The following is an 18,036-nucleotide window of genomic DNA, read 5'->3' on the forward strand; positions in this document are numbered from 1 at the left end:
TCGTTGCAATGTCTCCCTTCATTATTGGTTGGTTCGAACCGTTGGCTGCGCCGCGGCTGGTGTCCTGATCACCCGCTCACCAACTGGCGGCACCGGCGCGACGCGTAGGCCGCGCCACCTACCTGCAATCGCTGTGCCAGTGCCGTGCCGACCGCCCGGCACGGTTGCCACCCCCGCCGCAAGCGCACCGCCGCGCGCCATTGTTCAAATCCGCAACAGCGCGCACAGCGCAACGGTCCGCCATGCAACAGGCCCCGGCGGCACGGTACAACGTGCCTTGCCGCGGCACCGTGCCAGGCGCCGCAGCGACACGCCGGAGGGCACGCCAGGGGCACGCCAGGCGCCTCGCGCCGGCCCGCAGGCACGCCGTTTCTCCGCACAAACCCTGAGACGCGCAGCAGCATCGCCACACTGGCACGGCACTTGCCCTGCTGTATCGCGGAGCCGGCGGCACGCACCCGCCTGCCGGCGATCCGAACCTTCAGGCCCCTCAGGTCATTCGGGCCGAATCCGGCCAATCCAGGAGACAAAGATGAACCACGCCGAAATGAAGTTCCTCGACATCGAATTCCCGTACAAGGACCGCTACGACAACTACATCGGCGGCAAGTGGGTGCCCCCGCGCTCGGGCCAGTACTTCGACAACATCTCGCCGGTGACCGGCGAAGTCTTCTGCCAGATCGCGCGCTCCAACGCCGACGACGTGGAACTGGCGCTGGACGCCGCGCACGCCGCCAAGACCGCCTGGGGCCGTACCTCGCCGGCCGAGCGCGCCAATGTCCTCAACCGCATCGCCGACCGCATGGAGGCCAACCTCAAGCGCCTGGCCGTGGCCGAGACCATCGACAACGGCAAGCCGCTGCGCGAGACCATGGCGGCCGACCTGCCGCTCGCGGTCGACCACTTCCGCTACTTCGCCGGCACCGTGCGCGCCCAGGAAGGCGGCATCTCCGAGATCGACCACGACACCATCGCCTATCACTTCCATGAGCCGCTGGGCGTGGTCGGCCAGATCATCCCGTGGAACTTCCCGCTGCTGATGGCCACCTGGAAGCTGGCCCCGGCGCTGGCCGCCGGCAACTGCGTGGTGCTCAAGCCGGCCGAGCAGACCCCGGCCTCGATCCTGGTGCTGATGGAGATCATCGGCGACCTGCTGCCGCCGGGCGTGCTCAACGTGGTGAGCGGCTTCGGCCTCGAGGCCGGCAAGCCGCTGGCGTCGAACAAGCGCATCGCCAAGATCGCCTTCACCGGTGAGACCACCACCGGGCGGCTGATCATGCAGTACGCCTCGCAGAACCTGATCCCGGTCACGCTGGAGCTGGGCGGCAAGAGCCCCAACATCTTCTTCGCCGACGTGCTCGACAAGGACGACGCCTTCTTCGACAAGGCGCTGGAAGGCTTCGCCATGTTCGCGCTGAACCAGGGCGAGGTCTGCACCTGCCCGTCGCGCGCCCTGATCCAGGAATCGGTCTACGACCGCTTCATGGAGCGCGCCATCAAGCGCGTCGAGGCCATCAAGCAGGGCCACCCGCTCGACCCCTCCACCATGATCGGCGCGCAGGCCTCGCAGGAGCAGCTCGAGAAGATCCTCTCCTACATCGACCTGGGCAAGCAGGAAGGCGCGCAGCTGCTGGCGGGCGGCGCGCGCAACCAGCTCGGCGGCGCGCTCGACAAGGGCTACTACGTCAAGCCGACCGTGTTCCGCGGCCACAACAAGATGCGCATCTTCCAGGAGGAGATCTTCGGGCCGGTGGTATCGGTGACCACCTTCAAGACCGAAGAGGAAGCGCTGGAAATCGCCAACGACACCCTGTACGGGCTGGGCGCCGGCGTATGGACGCGCGACGTCAACCGCGCCTACCGCTTCGGCCGCGAGATCCAGGCCGGCCGCGTGTGGACCAACTGCTACCACGCCTACCCGGCCCACGCGGCCTTCGGCGGCTACAAGCAGTCGGGCATCGGGCGCGAGAACCACAAGATGATGCTCGACCACTACCAGCAGACCAAGAACCTGCTGGTCAGCTACAGCCCGAACGCGCTCGGCTTCTTCTGAGCGGAACCGGCACCGGCAAGGGCGGCGCGCGCCCGCCCGTCGCGCGCGCCGCCCGCAGGCTCCGCAACCCGGGTGCCGTCTCCTCCGGCACCCGCTTTCGCCAGGCCGCCGCGCCCCCGCGGCGGCGGCCGGCTTTTTCTCTCGCGCCCATGACCGACACCACCCTGCCCGCCCGCGTCACCGCCACCGATGCCGCGCTGGCGCTGATCGCCCGCCTCGTGCGCGACCACGGTCCCGTGCTCTTCCACCAGTCCGGCGGCTGCTGCGACGGCAGCGCGCCGATGTGCTTTCCGCGCGGCGAGTTCCTCGTCGGCGGCAGCGACGTCAAGCTCGGCGAGATCGGCGGCGTGCCGTTCTACATGAGCGAGTCGCAGTTCGAGTACTGGCAGCACACCCAGCTCATCATCGACGTGGTGCCCGGCAATGGCGGCATGTTCTCGATGGAGCGCGCCACCGGGCTGCGCTTCCTGACCCGCTCGCGGCTGTTCAGCGACGCGGAAGCCGATCGGCTGGCCGCCCATCCGCCGCAGCGCGCCACCGTGGACTTCCCATGAGCACGCCGCAAACCTTCCAGGTCCGCCACGGCTGCGATGCCATCCACTCCCGGCTGCCGGGGCGGCCCCGCCCCTGGACGTCCGCGCCGGCCCTGCTGGCGGCGCTCATGGCCACGCTGCTGGCCGCGCTGCTGGCCGCGCTCCTGCCGGGCACGGCGCGGGCCGCCCCGGCGCAGGACCGCCAGGCCTTCCCCGTGCGCCCGCTCACGCTGATCGTGCCGTGGCCCGCCGGCGGCGCCACCGACCTCTCGATGCGCATCCTGGCCGAGCGCGCCGGGCGCGAGCTCGGTCAGCCCATCGTGGTCGAGAACCGGCCCGGCGCCGGCGGCACCCTGGTGGGCGGCCTGCTGGCGGCGGCCGCACCGGACGGCTACACCCTCGGCCAGCTGCCGCCCACGGTATACCGGCTGCCGCACCAGCAGCGCACCGCCTGGCAGCCGCTGCGCGACCTGCAGCCGGTGCTGATGATCTCCGGCTACACCTTCGGCGTGGTGGTCCCCGCCGACAGCCCGTTCCGCAGCTTCGACGACCTGCTGGCCTGGGCCGCCGCGCACCCCGGGCAGCTCACGGCCGGCTCCACCGGCATCGGCACCACCGCCCACCTGGCCATGGAAGACGTGCTGGGCCGGCGCGGCATCGACTACGTGCACGTGCCCTACCGCGGCACCGCCGACCAGATGCTGGCGGTAGCCAACGGCTCGCTGATGGCCGGCGTCAACTCGACCGGCTTCGCGCCCTTCGTGGAGAGCGGCAAGATGCGCCTGCTGGCCATCTTCAGCGACAAGCGCTCGCCGCGCTGGCCGCAGGTGCCCACCGTGGCCGAACTCGGCTTCCCCGGCGCGGTCCACACCGCGCCCTACGGCATCGCCGTTCCGCGCGGCACCGATGCGCGCATCGTGCGGCGCCTGCACGACGCCTTCCGGCTCGCCATGCAGGACCCCGCCCACCTGGCCGAGCTGGCCAAGTACGACCAGTCGCTGTCCTACCTCGATACCGAGCACTACGAGGCCTATACGCGCGACCTGTGGCAGCAGGAAAAGCGCTTCGCCGAACGGCAGGGCATGGCCGCCAGGGAGGGTTCGCGATGAACACGCGCCGCACCCTGCTGCGGGCCGGCCTGTGCCTGCCCCTGGCCGTCCCGGCCGCCATGCTGGCCACCCCCGCCCGCGCACAGGGCAGCGACCCGCTCGGCTCGCCGCAATGGCCCGCGGTCTGGCGCGACGTGCTGGGCGGCGGCCGGGTGGTATTCGATCCGCGCGTCAAGGTCAGCGGCCCCGCCTTCGCCGAAGACGCCATGCACGTGCCGATCGCCTTCGATGCCGGCGAGCTCGGCGCGGTGCGGCGCATCGTGGTGGCGGTCGACCGCAACCCGATCCGTAAGGTGCTGGAGTTCGAGCCGGGCCCGCTGCGCGCGGCGCTCACCTTCCGCTTCAAGCAGGAGCAGGCTTCGCCGGTACGGGTGGCGGTCCAGGACGGGGATGGCGTCTGGCACGTCGGCGGCATCCTCGTCAACGCGGCCGGCGGCGGCTGCACGGTGCCCGGCGACACGCGCCGCGACGGCTCCTGGGAGGCCACGCTGAACCGCGTCGAGGCGCGCGTGTTCCCCGGCCGCACGCCCGGCACGGCGCGGCTGCGCCTGCGCGTGATGCACCCGATGGACACCGGCCTGGTGGCCGGCATCCCCGCTTTCCACATCGAGCAGCTCGCCATCACCGAGCCCGGCGCCGCGGCGCCGGCCCTGCTGCGGCTCTATGAGCCGGTCAGCGAGAACCCGGTGTTCTCCTTCGACCTGCCCGCCTGGCCGCGCAGCGGCACCCGCGTCAGCGGGCAGGACAACAACGGCAACCGCATTGCCGCACGGATCGTGCCATGAGCCGACCCCAGCGCCTTCTCCTCGCCCTGGCGGCCAGCGCCTGCGCCGCGCTGGCCGCCACCGGCGCGCCGGCCCAGAGTGCTCAGGGCACCCCGAGCGACTACCGGCTCGCGCCGCAGCGCATCGCCCCCGATACCTGGCTGATCGCCGGCGAGAACGCCGACTTCGCACCGGCCAACGGCTGCAACATCATCAACACCGCCTTCATCGACACCGGCGACGGCGTGGTGGTGGTCAACACCGGCCCCTCGCTGCGCTACGGCCAGCAGCAGCGCCGCGCCATCGCCGCCGCCACCGCCGCGCCGGTGCGGCAGGTGCTCAACCTCAACCTGCATCCCGACCACTTCTTCGGCAACCAGGCCTGGAGCGACGCGCCGACGCAGGCGCTGCCCGGCACCATTGCCGGCGCGGCGCGCGAAGGCGAAGCCTACGCCGACAACCTCTACCGCCTGTGCGGCGCCTGGCTGGCGGGCACCACGCCGGCCCCGGCCGGGCTGCCCGCCCAGCCCGGCCGTTTCCGCCTCGGCACGCACGAACTGGAGCTGCTGCGCTTCGACGGCCATACCGGCGACGACCTGGTCCTGGTCGACCACAGCGCCGGCGTGATCTTCGCCGGTGGCCTGGTCTTCCACCAGCGCGCGCCGACCACGCCCCATGCCGACCTGCCGCGCTGGCTGGCCAGCCTGGACCGCCTGGAGGCCCTGCAGCGGCGCAGCGGCGCGCGCGTGCTGGTGCCCAGCCATGGCCCGCTCGACGCCGACGGCGGCGCGGAGGCCATCGGCCAGACCCGGGCCTACCTGCGCTGGCTCGACACGCGCATGCGCGAGGCGGCCGCTGCCGGCACCGACCTCGCCGAGCTGATCGCCCAGCCGGTGCCCGCGCCCTTCGCCGGCTGGGCCGCCATGCCGCAGGAATACGTGCGCAACCTGACCCACCTCTACCCGGCCTACGAGCGCGCGGCCCTGGCCGACTGAGCCGTCCGCCCGCACCGCTTTCCCTCAAAACACAAAGGAGACCTCCATGCCCCCGAACCCCTACCCCGCAGCGCTGCCGGCTGCCCGTATGGCTGCCCGTGTGGCCCATCGGCCAGCCCCGCTGCCCGCCCTCGGCACCGCCTTCGGCCTGGCGCTCGCGCTGGCGCTGGCCCCCGCCGCCTCGCACGCTGCGCCCGACATGCAGGCGCTGGCGGAGAAAAGCGGCTGCTTCTCCTGCCACGGCATGCAGAACAAGGTGATCGGTCCGGGCTTCGCCGAGGTCGCCGCCAAGTACAAGGGCGACGGCGAGGCCGCCGCACGGCTGGCGCGCAAGATCCAGGAAGGCGGCAAGGGCAATTGGGGCCGCATCCCGATGCCGCCGCATCCCGGCCTGAAAGAGGCCGAAGCGCGCCAGCTTGCCGACTGGGTGCTGGGCGCGGGCTGACGCACGCTTTCCCGGCCCTGCCCTGCGGTGGCGCTGAAGCCCGGCGCCGCCGCGCCGTCCAGGCCATAGCGACGGGGCTGCCCCCCCTGGAGGCGCACCTACGCACCTACGCACCTACGCACCTACGCGCCTGCCGAATGCTTGCCGCAGGACTTGTCGACCGGCTCGCCGTGCGGCCCGCGGGCGAGCCGCAAGGGGCCGCGGCACCGCGGCGGCCGCAGGTCCGTGCCGGCTAGCCCCGGCTCAGGCGCAGTGAGTTGGCGTCGGTGCGGAACACCAGCGGCGCGGTGGACGCCGCTGCGGCATTGTCCCGTGGCGCCAGCGCCGCCGCCAGCCTCCCGTGCGCCACGCCGCGCGTGGCCGCCACGCCCGGACCGGTTGCCATCGACGCCGCGCCTTGCGCCACCGCCTCGCGCACGCGTCCGTGCTCGGGCGAGCGCTCGCAGGCCGGGTCGGTGGCCGCCGGGTCGCCGGTCAGCAGGAACGCCTGGCAGCGGCAGCCGCCGGCATCGTCCTCGCGGCCGTCGCAGCTGCGGCACGGCTCGGGCATCCAGCCGGTGCCGCGGAAGCGCTGGAAGGCTTCGCTCTCCTGCCAGATCCAGCGCAGGCCGTGCTCGCGCACATTGGGCAGCGCCGGCCCGGGCAGCATGCGCGCCGCGTGGCAGGGCAGCGCGGTGCCGTCCGGCGCCACGCCGAGGAAGGTCGTGCCCCAGCCGTTCATGCACTTCTTCGGCTTGCCCTCGAAGTAGTCCGGCACCACGAATAGGATACGGCAGCGCTGCCCCACCTGGGCCCGGTAGCGCTCCACCACCGCCTCCGCCTCGCGCAGCTGCCGGGCATCGGGCATCAGCGCCTGGCGGTTGTGCCAGGCCCAGCCGTAATACTGCGTGTTGGCCAGTTCCAGGTATTCCGCCCCCATCTGCAAGGCCATCTCGATGATGGTGCCCACGTGCGGCAGGTTGTAGCGGTGCAGCACGCAGTTGAGCACCATCGGGTAGCCATGCGCCTTGATGCTGCGGGCCACGCGGCGCTTGAGCTCGAAGGTGCGGGTGCTGGAGAGGAAGTCGTTCAGTTCGCGGGTCGAATCCTGGAAGGAGAGCTGGATATGGTCGAGCCCGGCCTCGCGCAGCGCGGCCAGGCGTGCGTCGGTGAGGCCGATGCCTGAGGTGATCAGGTTGGTATAGAAGCCGAGCCCGTGCGCGTGCGCCACCAGGGTTTCCAGATCCTTGCGCAGCAGCGGCTCGCCGCCGGACAGGCCGAGCTGCACCGCGCCCAGCGCGCGCGCCTGCGTCAGCACGTCCAGCCACTGCGCGGTATCGAGCTCGGCCTCGTGGCGGGCGTAGTCGAGCGGATTGGAGCAGAAGGCGCAGTGCAGCGGGCAACGGTAGGTCAGCTCGGCCAGCAGCCACAGCGGCGGCCCCGGCCGCGCCGCCGCGGCGTCCGCGGGCACCGCCTCAGACCAGCCAGCCGCGTTCGATTGCATGACTGACAAAGGCGTGGACCTCGGGGGCGATGCCATCGACGCCGAAGGCGGCCTGCAGGTCGTCGATCAGCATGTCGAGCGTGCGCGTGCCGTCGCAGTGGCGCAGGATGGCGGCGGCGCTGTCGTTCAGCGTCACCATGCCTTCCGGATAGAGCAGCACCCAGGCCTGCTGGGCGGGCTCCCACTGCAGGCGGAAGGTGCCGTGCAGGCTGGGCCTGCGCGCCGCGGCGGCAGGCGCCGGCGCGGTCTCGGTGGTCGGGGCGGCGCTCATGGATAGGCCTTTTCGATGGCGTCCAGCATCGACCACAGCACGTCGAGCTTGAACTGCAGGATCTCCAGCGCGCGCAACTGCAGCGCCGGCGTGCGGAAATGGGACAGCGTCACGCGCAGCCCATGGTCGACGTCGCGCTGGGCGAGCGGGATGCGCGAACGGAAATAGGCCAGCCCCTCGCGCTCGATCCACGGATAGTGTTCGGGCCAGCCCGACAGCCGCTGCTGGTGGATCTCCGGCGCGAACATCTCGGTCAGCGAGGAACAGACCCCCTCCTGCCAGGGCGCGCTACGCGCAAAGTTCACATAGGCGTCGACGGCGAAGCGCACGCCCGGCAGCACCAGGCGCTGCGACCACAGCTGCTCGCGCGACAGCCCCACCGCCTCGCCCAGGCGCGTCCACGCCTCGATGCCGCCCGGCGTTTCCGGGGTGCCATCGTGGTCGAGGATGCGCACCACCCACTCGCGCCGCGTCTCGCGCTCCGGGCAGTTGGCGAGGATGGCCGCATCCTTCTGCGGGATGCGGACCTGGTAGTAGAAGCGGTTGGCCACCCAGCCGCGGATCTGCTCCGGCGTGCAGGCGCCGGCCGCCATGCGCTGGTGGAAAGGATGGTGGATGTGGTAGCCCGACTGGCGGGCGCGCAGCCGGGCCTCGAATTCCGCCGGGCTCCAGGGTTCGCTGTGGCTCATAGCGCGATCTCCATGCCGTCCCAGGCCACCTCGATGCCGTGCGCGGCCAGGCGGCGGCGCTGCGGCGAGTCTTCGTCGAGGATGGGATTGGTGTTGTTGATGTGGATCAGGATCTTGCGGGCGCGCGGCACGGCATCCAGCACTTCGATCATGCCGCCCGGGCCGGATTGGGCCAGGTGGCCCATATCGCGCGCGCGCTTGGCCGACAGCCCCAGTTTCGGCATCTCGTCGTCCTGCCAGAAGGTGCCGTCCACCAGCACCACGTCGGCCGCCTGCAGCTCGGCCATCACGTGCGGCTCGATCGCGCCCAGCCCCGGGGCGTAGAACAGGCGCGCGCCGCTGCGCGTGTCGACCACGCGCAGGCCGATGTTGTCCCCGTGCTGGGGGGCCTCGCGGTTGGGCGAGTACGGCGGCGCCTTGCTGTCGAGCGGCACCGGCGTCAAGGCCAGCGACGGCAGCGCGGCCAGGCGCAGCGCGCTGCCGTCGAGCGGCAGCGGGTGGGCCTCCAGGCCGCAGTAGTGGGACAGGATGCGCCGCAGCGGGAAAGCCTGGTCGAGATCCGCCAGCACCGGCGCGGTGGCGTAGAGCGGCAACGGCCGGCCATGCTCGCGCAGCATCAGCAGGCCGGTGACGTGGTCGATCTGGGCGTCCATCAGCAGCACCGCGGCGATGCCGCTGTCGCGCTGGCTGCGTGCCGGCTGCAGTGCCGGCGTGGCGCGGACCTGCGCCAGGATGTCGGGCGAGGCATTGACCAGCAGCCAGTCGCTGCCGTTCTCGCTCAAGGCGATCGAGGATTGTGTGCGCGGCGTCGCGCGCACGGTGCCGCGCCGCACGCCGGCGCAGTTCGGGCAGTTGCAGTTCCATTGGGGAAAGCCGCCGCCCGCGGCGGATCCCAGTACCCGCAGTGTCACCATGTTCTTGTCGGGCGCGGTGCGCCTGTCTCCCTTGTCTGTGCGGCCCCGCCGGTTCGCGGGAAGCCGGCACGGCAGGCTGCGCGGCCGGGCCCGCCGCGCGGGCGGGCCCGGCCGGCTACGGCGTCAGCGGTTCGCGATGTACATCGTGATCTCGAAGCCCAGGCGCAGTTCGGTGTAGGCGGGGGTATTCCAGGTCATGTCTCCTCCTTGATTCGGATGTCGGATTGGCTTGGTCCGGATGGCTCGTTGCTACGGTGCGCCCGGCTGGCACGGATCGTGTTCGCCTGGCCTGCGCGGGCGTCCATCCGGGCCGCCGCGCATGAACCCTGACGAGGCAAATTCCATGCCCAACACGCCATCGCCCCCGTCCGGCGAGGTCTTCTGGCTGCGCACACCCGACGCGCACCGCCTGCACGTGCGCCTGCTCGGCCCGCCCGGCGGCACGCCCTGGCTGGTCCTGCACGGCGGGCCGGGCAGCGGCTGCGCGCCGTCGATGGCGGACTGGTTCGACCTGGCCCGCCACCGCGTGGTGCTGCCGGACCAGCGCGGCGCGGGCCGCTCGCGCCCGGCCGGCTCGCTCCGGCGCAACACCACCGGCGCGCTGCTGGACGACCTGGAGCGGCTGCGGCGCGCCCTCGGCATCGAGCGCTGGCACGTGGCGGCCGGCTCCTGGGGCGCCGCGCTGGCCCTGGCCTACGCCGCCCGCCACGCGCCGCATGTGGCCGGGCTGGTCCTGCGCGGCAGCTTCCTGACCGGGCGCGACGACATCCTGCGGCTGTTCAGCGCGCGGGCGCGCGGCGCCTCGATGCTGGCGCCGCGCGCCCATGCTGCGGCGCACACACGGCTGGGCGCGGCACAGGCGCAGCTGCTTGCGACAGTGCAACTGTTGCAAAACGGAACACCTGTCCAGCAACGGGACACCGCGTGGCGCTGGCGCCGCGTCGAAGCCGGCCTGCTGACGGGACGGCCGGCCCGGCGCTCGGACGGTGCGGACCGTGCCGGCGCGCGCTCGCTCGCGGCCAGGCGCGCCGAACGCGCGCTGTGCCGCAAGTACCGCATCCAGGCCCGCTACCTGCCGCGCCGCTGCGGCCTGGGCAAGGCCGCGCTGCTGCGTGCGGCGGCGGCGGTCGGCGCGCAGGGCATCCCGGTCACGCTGCTGCACGGCACGCGCGACCGCGTCTGCCCGCCGCGCAATGCCGAGCGGCTGCGCCGCGCCATCCCGCAGGCCGAGCTGTGGCGGATCGCGGGCGGACACCTGGCGCAGGGCGCGATGGCCGAGGCGCTGGGCCGGGCCATCCGGCGGCAGTCGGCATGACGGGGCCGGCACTCCCACGCCGGCGCTGGCTGGCGCAAACCCCGGCGCTGGTCCTCGGCGCATGGCTGCCGCCGGCCGCTACCGCGCAGGCCGCACAGCCCGCACGCCACGCCGGAAGCGGGTCCGGCCTGCCCGCACCGGCCTCCGTCGCCGCGGCGGCCATGCCGCCGCTCGCGCTGCGGCCGTTCGGCCCGGGTACCTGGGTGGCCGAGGCCGTCAATGCCGAGCCCGCGCGCGCCAATGCCGGCGCGGTGGTCCCCTCGCTGGTGGTGCTGGCCGGCGACGGCGTGCTGGTGGTCGATCCCGGCCCGCACCTGCGGTGGGGCCGGCGCCTGCTGGCGGCGATCCGCCGGCTGACGCCGCTGCCGGTGCGCTGGGTGGTCAATACCCACGCCCATCCGGAGCATGTGCTCGGCAACGCGGCTTTCGCCGCGCTGCGGCCGCGCCCCGTCTTCGTCGCCTCGCCGCAGACCGCCGCCCTGATGCGCGCACGCTGCGCGGCCTGCCTGGACCATCTGCGCGCCCTGCTTGGCGCCGGCACGCTGGCCGGCACAGGCATCGTGCTGCCGGCGCCCGCGCTGCGCGATGGGACGCGCTTCGCCACCGGCTCGATCGATTGGCGCGTGCGCGTCTTCGCCGACGCACACAGCCCGAGCGATACCGTGCTGTACGCGCCGGCCAGCGGCCTGCTGTGCGCCGGCGGCCTGGCCACACGCCAGCGCGTGCCAGACCTGCGCGAGGGCAGCCTGGCCGGCTGGCAGGCGGCGCTGCGCGAGCTGCTGGGGTGGGAGGTGCGCCGTGTTGCCGGCGCCGGGGTGGGCACGCCGGCGCAGACGCTGGCGCCCACGCTGGCCTATCTCGATGCCCTGGAAGCGGATATCGCGCGCGCCTGGCGCAGCGGCGGCGATGCTGCCGACGCCGCCCGCGCCGTGCCGGGAGACGGCTTCCGCCACTGGCGCGGCTTCTCGCCGCGCCACGCGCTCAATGTGCAGCGCGCCTGGCTGGAACTGGAAGACCGCTACCTGCGCGAGGCGCCGCCGGGCTGAGGGTGCCGGCGCAGGACGCGCTCACGCCGAGCAGAGCTCGGGCCGGCTAGCGGAGGCTCAGGCGTCCGGCCCGCCGCCGCTGCCGGGGTCGGTGCCCGGATCGGCACCCCCCGGCTGCAGCAAGCGTGCCGCCTCGCCGATCTTGCGGTAGACGGTGTTGCGCGAAATGCCGAGGGCCTTGGCGGCGGCCGAGATATTGCCGCCATGCGCGCGCACCGCGGCCACCGTGGCCAGCGCCTCGACTTCGGCCAGCCGGGTCGGCGTGGCGGCAGGCGCGGCAGGCGCGGCCGGCGCGGCGGACGTGGCAGCCGCCGATGGCAAGCCGAAAGCGGGCGCGGCCGGCTGAGCGGCCAGCCCCCCCGGCCCGGCGGCCACGGCCTGCCCGGCGCGCGCCTGGCGCTCCTGCCAGTCTTCCAGGAAGTCGTCCGGCAGGTGCGACTCGTCGATCTCGTCCTCGCCCGCCGCCATCAGCCGTGCCGTGTTCAGCAGGTTGCCGAGCTGGCGGATATTGCCCGGCCAGTGGTAGCTGCCGAACATCCGCATCACCCCCTCGCCCAGGCGTTCCGGGCAGGCCGGCGTGCGGTCCTGCGCCAGCAGCCGGGTGGCGATGGCGGCCAGGTCGGTGCGGTCGCGCAGCGCCGGCAGGCGCACCACCAGGCCGTTGAGCCGGTAGTACAGGTCCTCGCGGAAACGCCCCGCCGCCACCTCCTCGCGCAGGTTGCGGTTGGTGGCGCACACCAGGCAGAAGCTCACCTGGATCACCTTGCTGCTGCCCAGCGGCGTCACCGCGCGCTCCTGCAACGCGCGCAGCAGGCGTGCCTGCAGATGCAGCGGCATATCGCCGATCTCGTCCAGGAACAGCGTGCCGCCGTTGGCCAGCAGCATCTTGCCCACCCCGCCTTTCTTGCGCGCCCCGGTGAAGGCGCCTTCCTCGTAGCCGAACAGCTCGGACTCGATCAGCGTCTCCGGGATCGAGGCGCAGTTGACCGCCACGAAGGGGCCTTGCCGGTTCGGGCTGTCGGCATGGATGGCACGTGCCAGCAGTTCCTTGCCGGTGCCGGTCTCGCCCAGGATCATCACCGGCACCTCGCGCCCGATGACCTTGCGCAGCTTGCCGATCACCGCGTGCATCTGCGCGTCGCCGGTGTCCAGGCCGGCCAGGCCCTCGGCCGCCTGCGGCACCGCAGGCGCCAGCCGGCGCGGCATGGCCGGCGGCACTTCGCTCACCGCGGTCGCCACGCCGGCCGCCGCGGGATCGGTCGCGAGGCGCGCCCCCGACACCGCCTCGGAGCGCTTGTACTGCACCCGCGCCCACACCTTGCCCCCGCTCGGCAGGCGCAGCGCCAGCGCGCCGCCGTGGGCCGCGCGCAGCGCGTCGAACAGTTCCGACATGGCCACGCCGAACAGCGAGGGGAAGGTGTGCACCTGCAGCGCCCCCAGCGACAGGCCGAGCTGGAACTGGCCGCTGCGGTTGGCCGAAAGGAAGCGGCCGCCCGGCGTGAACGCCGCCAGCCCCTCGACGATGGTGCCGAGGAACTCCTGGCGCGAGTGGAAATGCACGCACACCATGTCCTGGAAGGCGTTGCCGAACAGCTGGTTCTCGATCATCTGCGCCGACATCCGCACCAGCGCCATGGTGTGCTTGTGGAAGCCGCGATGGTCACCGGAGACGTCCAGCGCGCCGGCGGTGCGGCCGTAGGGATCGACGATGGGCGCGCAGGAGCAGGTCAGGAACTGGTTGGCCTGCAGGAAGTGGTCGCCGGCATGGACCAGGGTCGGCCGCCCTTCGGCCAGCGCCGTGCCGATGGCGTTGGTGCCCTTGCTTTCCTCCGACCACACCGCGCCGGCGCGCAGCGCCACCTTGTCGGCCTTCTGCAGGAAATCGTCGTCGCCCAGCGAATGCAGGATCAGCCCCGAGGCGTCGGTCAGCATCACCATGCTGTGGGTGTTGACGATCTGGTCGTAGAGCGTCTCCATCACCGGCAGCGCGTGGGTATACAGCGACTGGCTGTGGGCGATACCGTCGCGCAGTTCGCCGGCAGCCGCCTGGCCGTAGTCGGGCGCCTCGTAGCGCCGCAGCCCATAGGCCTCGGAGCGCTGGTGCGCCTGCGCGATGGTCTCCGTGGGCGTGCCGTCCCAATCCGGGACGGTGCCACCGCCGGCCGCCTGGCCGGCCGGGTGGGCAGTCATCATGGCATGGTCTCCTTCTCCTGTTCGGTTCGCCCGCGGTCTGTGCCTGGGTCGCCGGCGGCGCGCCTGGGGCGCCTTGCCGCCGCTTGTACCCCACTTGTTCCGGGGTACTGTTGCATGGTGAAGCAAGAGGCTTGCCAGCGTGTTCCATTTCGGGGCACGCCGGCCGTGCCCGCCTGTCACGATGCGGTGCAATATCCTACCGCGCCGGGCCCTCCGACCCTGGTATGCCATTTGCAGATAGGTCCGCCAACACCGCGCGAGCGGCGAGTACCTATCGAAAACAAGACAGAAACCAACCAAAACGGAGGTGACACCCATGGCCCGACCGCATCGATTCCGCCCCTGGCTGCGCGCGCTGGCGCTGGCCGGCGCCGCAGCCGCGCTGCCCGCCCTCGTGCAGGCCCACGGCGACGTGGTCCCGCAGGCCGTCGATATCGGCACGCTGCCGCAGCTCGGCGCGGAATGGAAGCCGGACAATCCCTATCGCAGCGGCGCCGCCCACAAGGAAGCCTTGCATATCGGCAGCTCGGCCTACAACCAGAACTGTGCGCGCTGCCACGGGCTGGAAGCGGTCTCGGGCGGCATCGCGCCGGACCTGCGCGCACTCGACACCGACTGCACCTCGCTGTCCGATCCGGCCAAGAAGCAAGCCTGCCGCAGCGAGATCGACCAGTACTTCTCCACCACGGTACGCCAGGGCCGCACCCGCGACGGCCGCGTCTACATGCCCCCCTTCGAAGGCACGCTGTCGCAGGAGGCGGTGTGGGCGATCCGCACCTATATCGAGTCGCGCGGCGCGCCCTGAGCGCCGACCGGCGGGCGCGGCGGCGCCCATCGACTATCATAGGGCCCCCGCGGCCGCGCCTCACCGGTGGCGCGGCCGCTTCCGCCTTACCCGTATCCATCCCAATGGCCCGCCTGCAGCTCGACTTTCCCGCAGAGCAGTTCTGCTACGACACCCACCTGACGGTGCGCGTCACCGACATCAATTCCGCCAACCACCTGGCCAACGACTCGATGATCTCCATGATCTCCGAGGCACGTGCCCGCTTCCTGCATGATTTCGGCATCGGCGAGATCCAGGGGGAAGGCGTCGGCATCATCGTCACCGACCTCGCCACCACCTACCGCAACGAGGCCCATGCGCGCGACCAGTTGCGCTTCGAGGTGGGCGTGATGGACTTCAACAAGTACGGCGGCGACATCATCTTCCGCATCACCCGCCCGCGCGACGGCGCGCTGATCGCCATGGCCAAGTCGGGCTTCGTCTTCTTCAACTACATGCAGAAGCAGGTGGTGCCGATGCCCGAGGCCTTCCCCGGGCGCTTTCCGCGCGTCAACTGGGTCTGAGGCCCCGGCCGGGCAGCGCGGCACCGCCACGGCGGCTTGACGCACATCAAGCCGTCGCGCCGGAGCGGTCCGCCGCGCGCGCTGGCGCGACCGGCGGCGGCCGACCCCGGCGGTACACTATCGTTTCCTCCCCGCAGTGATCTGCCGCCGCGCCTGCCCTGCCTGCCGGAGCGGCCCATACGGCAGCGCCGGGGAAGCCGATGGAGAAACGATGCCTTGCCCCGCTGTCCTGCCCGCCACCCTGCCTGCAGTCCTGCCCGCCACCCGCCACGCGCGTCACCCCGCGCCGCCCCGGGCACCGCGCCGCGCCTTCGCCCGGCGTGTGCTCGGCGCCTGCCTGCTGGCCTGTGCCACGGCCTGGGCCATGCCGCCGGCGTTTGCCAGTGCCAGCGACAGCGCAGGCAGTGAGGCCGGCGCCACACCGTGGTTCACGCAGGGAAGGCCGAGCGATGCCGCCCTGCAGGCGGTGGATGCCCTGGCCGGCGCCGCCGCCGACGGGCTGGATGCGAGCGACTACGATGCCGAGGGCCTGCGCCGCGCCGTGCGCGAGGCGCGCGATGGGGCGCCGCTGGCGGCGGATGCCGCCGGCGCGCTGGACGCTTCGCTGACGCGCGCCATGCAGCGCTACCTGTCCGACCTGCACGACGGCCGCGTCGATCCGCGCCAGGTGCACGCCAATTTCCCCCATGCCGCCGGCGACACCTTCGATCCCGCGGTATCCCTGCGCGAAGCGCTGGCACACCAGCGCCTGCCCGAAGCCTTGCATGCGGCCGCGCCAGCCTTCCCGCTCTACCCGGCCCTGCGCCGGGCCCTGGCGCACTACCGCGCGCTCGCCGGCGATCCCGCCTTCGCGGCGCCGCTGCCGGCGCTGCCCGGCGGCAAGCTGGCGCCAGGCCAGGCCTATGCCGGCAGCGCCGCGCTGGCACGGCGGCTGGAAGCGCTGGGCGACCTGCCCGCCGGCACGCGCGTGCCCGCGCGTTACGAAGGCGCGCTCGTCAACGGCGTCAAGGCCTTCCAGGCGCGCCACGGCCTCGACGCCGACGGCGTGCTCGGCGGCGGCACCCTGGCCCAGCTCAACACGCCCATGGCCACGCGCGTGCGCCAGATCGAGCTGACCATGGAGCGCCTGCGCTGGACCCCGCTGCTCGACGCGCCGCGCATGATCGTGGTCAACGTGCCCGAGTTCGTGCTGCGTGCCTACGAGGTCCACGACGGCCAGGTGCAGGTCAAGGTACAGATGAAGGTGATCGTGGGCAAGGCGCTCGACACGCGCACGCCGCTGTTCAAGGAGGACATGCGCTACATCGAGTTCAGCCCGTACTGGAACGTGCCGCGCTCGATCGCCCGCGCCGAGACCATCCCGCGCATCCGCCGCGACCCTGCCTACTTCCAGCGCCAGGGCTTCGAGTTCGTCGGTGGCGACGGCCGCGCCGTCACCACCTTGTCCGACGCCAATCTCGACGCCGTGCTGAACGGCCAGATGCGCATCCGCCAGCGGCCGGGCCCGCAGAACGCGCTGGGCGACATCAAGTTCGTCTTCCCCAACAACGACAATATCTACCTGCACCACACGCCCACCGTGCAACTGTTCCAGCGCGGCCGGCGCGACCTCAGCCACGGCTGCATCCGCGTCGAGGAACCGGTGGCGCTGGCGCGCTTCGTGCTGCAGGACATGGCCGGCTGGGACGAGGCCCGCATCCGCCAGGCCATGACCAAGGGCCAGTCGAACACGCTGCGGCTGCAGCAGCCGCTGCCGGTGGTGCTGGCCTACGGCACCGCCATCGTGCAGGAGGACGGCCGCGTGATGTTCCTGCCCGACATCTACGGCCTCGACCGCCTGCTCGACCAGGCCCTGCGCCAACATTCGACGCGGCGCATGGCGGCCGGCAAGCTCGCGCCGAGGCAGCGCAGCCTGGCGGTGCGCAACTGACCGTACACTACAGACAGCGCGCTACCGAGCCGGCCCCGCACGCCGGCACATGACCCCCACAGGAGTCCCGCCCATGTCCGACCCCGTCCACCCCCGCCGCCGCTTCCTGCACCGCGCCGGCGCCGCCGCGCTCGCCACCGGCCTGCTGCCGCTGGCCCCGCAGCGGGCGCTGGCCGCGCTCGCGGCCCTGCCCGGCGCCCACGCGCTGTCCTTCGACAACCTGCACACCGGCGAGCGCCTCTCCACCGTCTTCGCCATCGGCGACACCTTCGTGCCGCAGGCGCTGCAATCGCTCAACCACCTGCTGCGCGACCACTACTCCGGCCAGGTCGGCAATATGGACCCGCAACTGTTCGGCCTGCTGTTCCGCCTGCGCCAGGCACTCGGCACCGACGAACCCTTCCAGGTCATCTCCGGCTTCCGCAGCCCGGCCACCAATGCCCGCCTGCGCCACACCGGCGGTGGCGGCGTGGCCAGGCGCAGCCTGCACATGGACGGCCAGGCCATCGACATCCGCCTGGCCGGCGTGCCGCTGGCCGAGCTGCGCGACGCCGCGCTGTCGCTGCAGGGCGGCGGCGTCGGGTTCTATGAGAAGGAGCAGTTCGTCCACGTGGACACGGGACGCGTGCGGGCCTGGTAAGCTGCCGGCCGCCCTTGCCACCTCCCGGCCTCCTGGCCGGCGGACCTTCTGGTCGCCGGGTTGGTCGCCGGGTTCCCCGGGCGCAGGCCCTCGGCCGCGCCGCCATTGCCGAAAACGGATGACCAGCGTGGTGCGGCACGCCCCATGCCAAGGCAGCGGCACGCGCCGCACATCCACCGTACGCGCACCGGACGTGCACCGGCCGCCTGATCCGCCACCCCGCGCCGCACACCTGCCGCGCCCGCGCTGAAACGGCGCCGGCAGCGCTCCGTACAAGTCCCGGTCCCCGCCTTGCCGATTCCGGCT

At 72.5% G+C, this 18,036-nt stretch carries 18 protein-coding genes; 12 read left to right on the top strand and 6 right to left on the bottom strand.

Going from position 1 to position 18,036, the window contains the following annotated elements:
* The first annotated feature begins 532 nt into the window (after positions 1-532).
* The 6 genes from adh to BKK79_RS34030 all read left to right on the top strand — a co-directional run bounded on the left by adh (position 533) and on the right by BKK79_RS34030 (position 5,899).
* Positions 533-2,053 (top strand): aldehyde dehydrogenase, encoded by a 1,521-nt coding sequence (adh, locus tag BKK79_RS34005; protein ID WP_071019783.1) that lies wholly within the window; start codon positions 533-535, stop codon positions 2,051-2,053.
* Between the two features lie 149 nt (positions 2,054-2,202).
* Positions 2,203-2,607 carry a DUF779 domain-containing protein gene (locus tag BKK79_RS34010; protein ID WP_071040043.1) on the top strand — a complete coding sequence of 135 codons (405 nt, stop codon included), beginning with the start codon at positions 2,203-2,205 and terminating at the stop codon, positions 2,605-2,607.
* Positions 2,608-2,714: 107 nt separating this feature from the next.
* Complete coding sequence (locus BKK79_RS34015; RefSeq protein ID WP_071040555.1) at positions 2,715-3,695, top strand: tripartite tricarboxylate transporter substrate binding protein; 981 nt, start codon at positions 2,715-2,717, stop codon at positions 3,693-3,695.
* A complete protein-coding gene (locus BKK79_RS34020; RefSeq protein ID WP_071019777.1) occupies positions 3,692-4,480 on the top strand; it encodes a quinoprotein dehydrogenase-associated SoxYZ-like carrier in 789 nt (262 codons plus the stop codon). Before BKK79_RS34015 ends, BKK79_RS34020 begins: the two co-directional genes overlap by 4 nt.
* Complete coding sequence (locus BKK79_RS34025) at positions 4,477-5,454, top strand: quinoprotein relay system zinc metallohydrolase 1 (RefSeq protein WP_071019774.1); 978 nt, start codon at positions 4,477-4,479, stop codon at positions 5,452-5,454. The genes BKK79_RS34020 and BKK79_RS34025 overlap by 4 nt, the downstream gene beginning before the upstream one ends.
* A gap of 199 nt (positions 5,455-5,653) precedes the next feature.
* Positions 5,654-5,899, top strand: a complete 246-nt coding sequence (locus tag BKK79_RS34030) for a c-type cytochrome (protein WP_231908248.1) — start codon at positions 5,654-5,656, stop codon at positions 5,897-5,899.
* A gap of 232 nt (positions 5,900-6,131) precedes the next feature.
* Here BKK79_RS34030 and pqqE read toward each other — a convergent pair whose 3' ends face one another.
* From pqqE to pqqA, 5 genes are all read right to left on the bottom strand, one after another.
* Positions 6,132-7,382 (bottom strand): pyrroloquinoline quinone biosynthesis protein PqqE, encoded by a 1,251-nt coding sequence (pqqE, locus tag BKK79_RS34035; RefSeq protein WP_071040044.1) that lies wholly within the window; start codon positions 7,380-7,382, stop codon positions 6,132-6,134.
* Positions 7,354-7,653, bottom strand: a complete 300-nt coding sequence (gene pqqD / locus BKK79_RS34040; RefSeq protein WP_071019768.1) for a pyrroloquinoline quinone biosynthesis peptide chaperone PqqD — start codon at positions 7,651-7,653, stop codon at positions 7,354-7,356. The genes pqqE and pqqD overlap by 29 nt, the downstream gene beginning before the upstream one ends.
* Positions 7,650-8,342 (bottom strand): pyrroloquinoline-quinone synthase PqqC, encoded by a 693-nt coding sequence (pqqC, locus tag BKK79_RS34045; protein WP_071019767.1) that lies wholly within the window; start codon positions 8,340-8,342, stop codon positions 7,650-7,652. Before pqqC ends, pqqD begins: the two co-directional genes overlap by 4 nt.
* Positions 8,339-9,256, bottom strand: a complete 918-nt coding sequence (gene pqqB, locus BKK79_RS34050; RefSeq protein ID WP_071040045.1) for a pyrroloquinoline quinone biosynthesis protein PqqB — start codon at positions 9,254-9,256, stop codon at positions 8,339-8,341. Before pqqB ends, pqqC begins: the two co-directional genes overlap by 4 nt.
* Before the next feature lie 123 nt (positions 9,257-9,379).
* On the bottom strand, positions 9,380-9,454 hold the full coding sequence (pqqA, locus tag BKK79_RS39625; protein ID WP_083384790.1) for a pyrroloquinoline quinone precursor peptide PqqA: 75 nt from the start codon (positions 9,452-9,454) through the stop codon (positions 9,380-9,382).
* A gap of 145 nt (positions 9,455-9,599) precedes the next feature.
* On the opposite strand from pqqA, the gene BKK79_RS34055 reads away from it, so the two are divergent.
* Together BKK79_RS34055 and BKK79_RS34060 are read left to right on the top strand one after the other, a co-directional pair.
* On the top strand, positions 9,600-10,571 hold the full coding sequence (locus tag BKK79_RS34055; RefSeq protein WP_071040046.1) for an alpha/beta fold hydrolase: 972 nt from the start codon (positions 9,600-9,602) through the stop codon (positions 10,569-10,571).
* Positions 10,572-10,732: 161 nt separating this feature from the next.
* Positions 10,733-11,617 (top strand): MBL fold metallo-hydrolase, encoded by an 885-nt coding sequence (locus tag BKK79_RS34060; RefSeq protein WP_071040556.1) that lies wholly within the window; start codon positions 10,733-10,735, stop codon positions 11,615-11,617.
* A gap of 57 nt (positions 11,618-11,674) precedes the next feature.
* Here the strand turns inward: BKK79_RS34060 and BKK79_RS34065 are convergent, their stop codons facing one another.
* Positions 11,675-13,807 (bottom strand): sigma-54-dependent Fis family transcriptional regulator, encoded by a 2,133-nt coding sequence (locus tag BKK79_RS34065; protein WP_084085693.1) that lies wholly within the window; start codon positions 13,805-13,807, stop codon positions 11,675-11,677.
* A gap of 319 nt (positions 13,808-14,126) precedes the next feature.
* On the opposite strand from BKK79_RS34065, the gene pedF reads away from it, so the two are divergent.
* The 4 genes from pedF (at position 14,127) to BKK79_RS34085 (ending at position 17,730) form a co-directional block, all read left to right on the top strand.
* Positions 14,127-14,615, top strand: coding sequence for a cytochrome c-550 PedF (pedF, locus tag BKK79_RS34070; protein WP_071019758.1), 489 nt, complete (start codon positions 14,127-14,129; stop codon positions 14,613-14,615).
* Positions 14,616-14,719: 104 nt separating this feature from the next.
* A complete protein-coding gene (locus tag BKK79_RS34075) occupies positions 14,720-15,160 on the top strand; it encodes a thioesterase family protein (protein ID WP_071019756.1) in 441 nt (146 codons plus the stop codon).
* A 364-nt stretch (positions 15,161-15,524) separates the two neighbouring features.
* Positions 15,525-17,090 (top strand): L,D-transpeptidase family protein, encoded by a 1,566-nt coding sequence (locus BKK79_RS34080; protein ID WP_084085695.1) that lies wholly within the window; start codon positions 15,525-15,527, stop codon positions 17,088-17,090.
* 73 nt (positions 17,091-17,163) lie between these two features.
* Positions 17,164-17,730, top strand: a complete 567-nt coding sequence (locus BKK79_RS34085; protein ID WP_071040048.1) for a YcbK family protein — start codon at positions 17,164-17,166, stop codon at positions 17,728-17,730.
* The last annotated feature ends 306 nt before the right edge of the window (positions 17,731-18,036 follow it).

It is taken from the genome of Cupriavidus sp. USMAA2-4, from assembly GCF_001854305.1.
GTDB classification, from domain to species: domain Bacteria; phylum Pseudomonadota; class Gammaproteobacteria; order Burkholderiales; family Burkholderiaceae; genus Cupriavidus; species Cupriavidus malaysiensis.

Excerpts from the sequence above, each read along its gene's own strand:
- adh (WP_071019783.1), top strand. The coding sequence starts at position 533 with ATGAACCACGCCGAAATGAAGTTCCTCGACATCGAATTCCCGTACAAG.
- BKK79_RS34010 (WP_071040043.1), top strand. The coding sequence starts at position 2,203 with ATGACCGACACCACCCTGCCCGCCCGCGTCACCGCCACCGATGCCGCG.
- BKK79_RS34015 (WP_071040555.1), top strand. The coding sequence starts at position 2,715 with ATGGCCACGCTGCTGGCCGCGCTGCTGGCCGCGCTCCTGCCGGGCACG.
- BKK79_RS34020 (WP_071019777.1), top strand. The coding sequence starts at position 3,692 with ATGAACACGCGCCGCACCCTGCTGCGGGCCGGCCTGTGCCTGCCCCTG.
- BKK79_RS34025 (WP_071019774.1), top strand. The coding sequence starts at position 4,477 with ATGAGCCGACCCCAGCGCCTTCTCCTCGCCCTGGCGGCCAGCGCCTGC.
- BKK79_RS34030 (WP_231908248.1), top strand. The coding sequence starts at position 5,654 with ATGCAGGCGCTGGCGGAGAAAAGCGGCTGCTTCTCCTGCCACGGCATG.
- pqqE (WP_071040044.1), bottom strand. The coding sequence starts at position 7,382 with ATGCAATCGAACGCGGCTGGCTGGTCTGAGGCGGTGCCCGCGGACGCC.
- pqqD (WP_071019768.1), bottom strand. The coding sequence starts at position 7,653 with ATGAGCGCCGCCCCGACCACCGAGACCGCGCCGGCGCCTGCCGCCGCG.
- pqqC (WP_071019767.1), bottom strand. The coding sequence starts at position 8,342 with ATGAGCCACAGCGAACCCTGGAGCCCGGCGGAATTCGAGGCCCGGCTG.
- pqqB (WP_071040045.1), bottom strand. The coding sequence starts at position 9,256 with ATGGTGACACTGCGGGTACTGGGATCCGCCGCGGGCGGCGGCTTTCCC.
- BKK79_RS34055 (WP_071040046.1), top strand. The coding sequence starts at position 9,600 with ATGCCCAACACGCCATCGCCCCCGTCCGGCGAGGTCTTCTGGCTGCGC.
- BKK79_RS34060 (WP_071040556.1), top strand. The coding sequence starts at position 10,733 with ATGCCGCCGCTCGCGCTGCGGCCGTTCGGCCCGGGTACCTGGGTGGCC.
- BKK79_RS34065 (WP_084085693.1), bottom strand. The coding sequence starts at position 13,807 with ATGACTGCCCACCCGGCCGGCCAGGCGGCCGGCGGTGGCACCGTCCCG.
- pedF (WP_071019758.1), top strand. The coding sequence starts at position 14,127 with ATGGCCCGACCGCATCGATTCCGCCCCTGGCTGCGCGCGCTGGCGCTG.
- BKK79_RS34075 (WP_071019756.1), top strand. The coding sequence starts at position 14,720 with ATGGCCCGCCTGCAGCTCGACTTTCCCGCAGAGCAGTTCTGCTACGAC.
- BKK79_RS34080 (WP_084085695.1), top strand. The coding sequence starts at position 15,525 with ATGCCGCCGGCGTTTGCCAGTGCCAGCGACAGCGCAGGCAGTGAGGCC.
- BKK79_RS34085 (WP_071040048.1), top strand. The coding sequence starts at position 17,164 with ATGTCCGACCCCGTCCACCCCCGCCGCCGCTTCCTGCACCGCGCCGGC.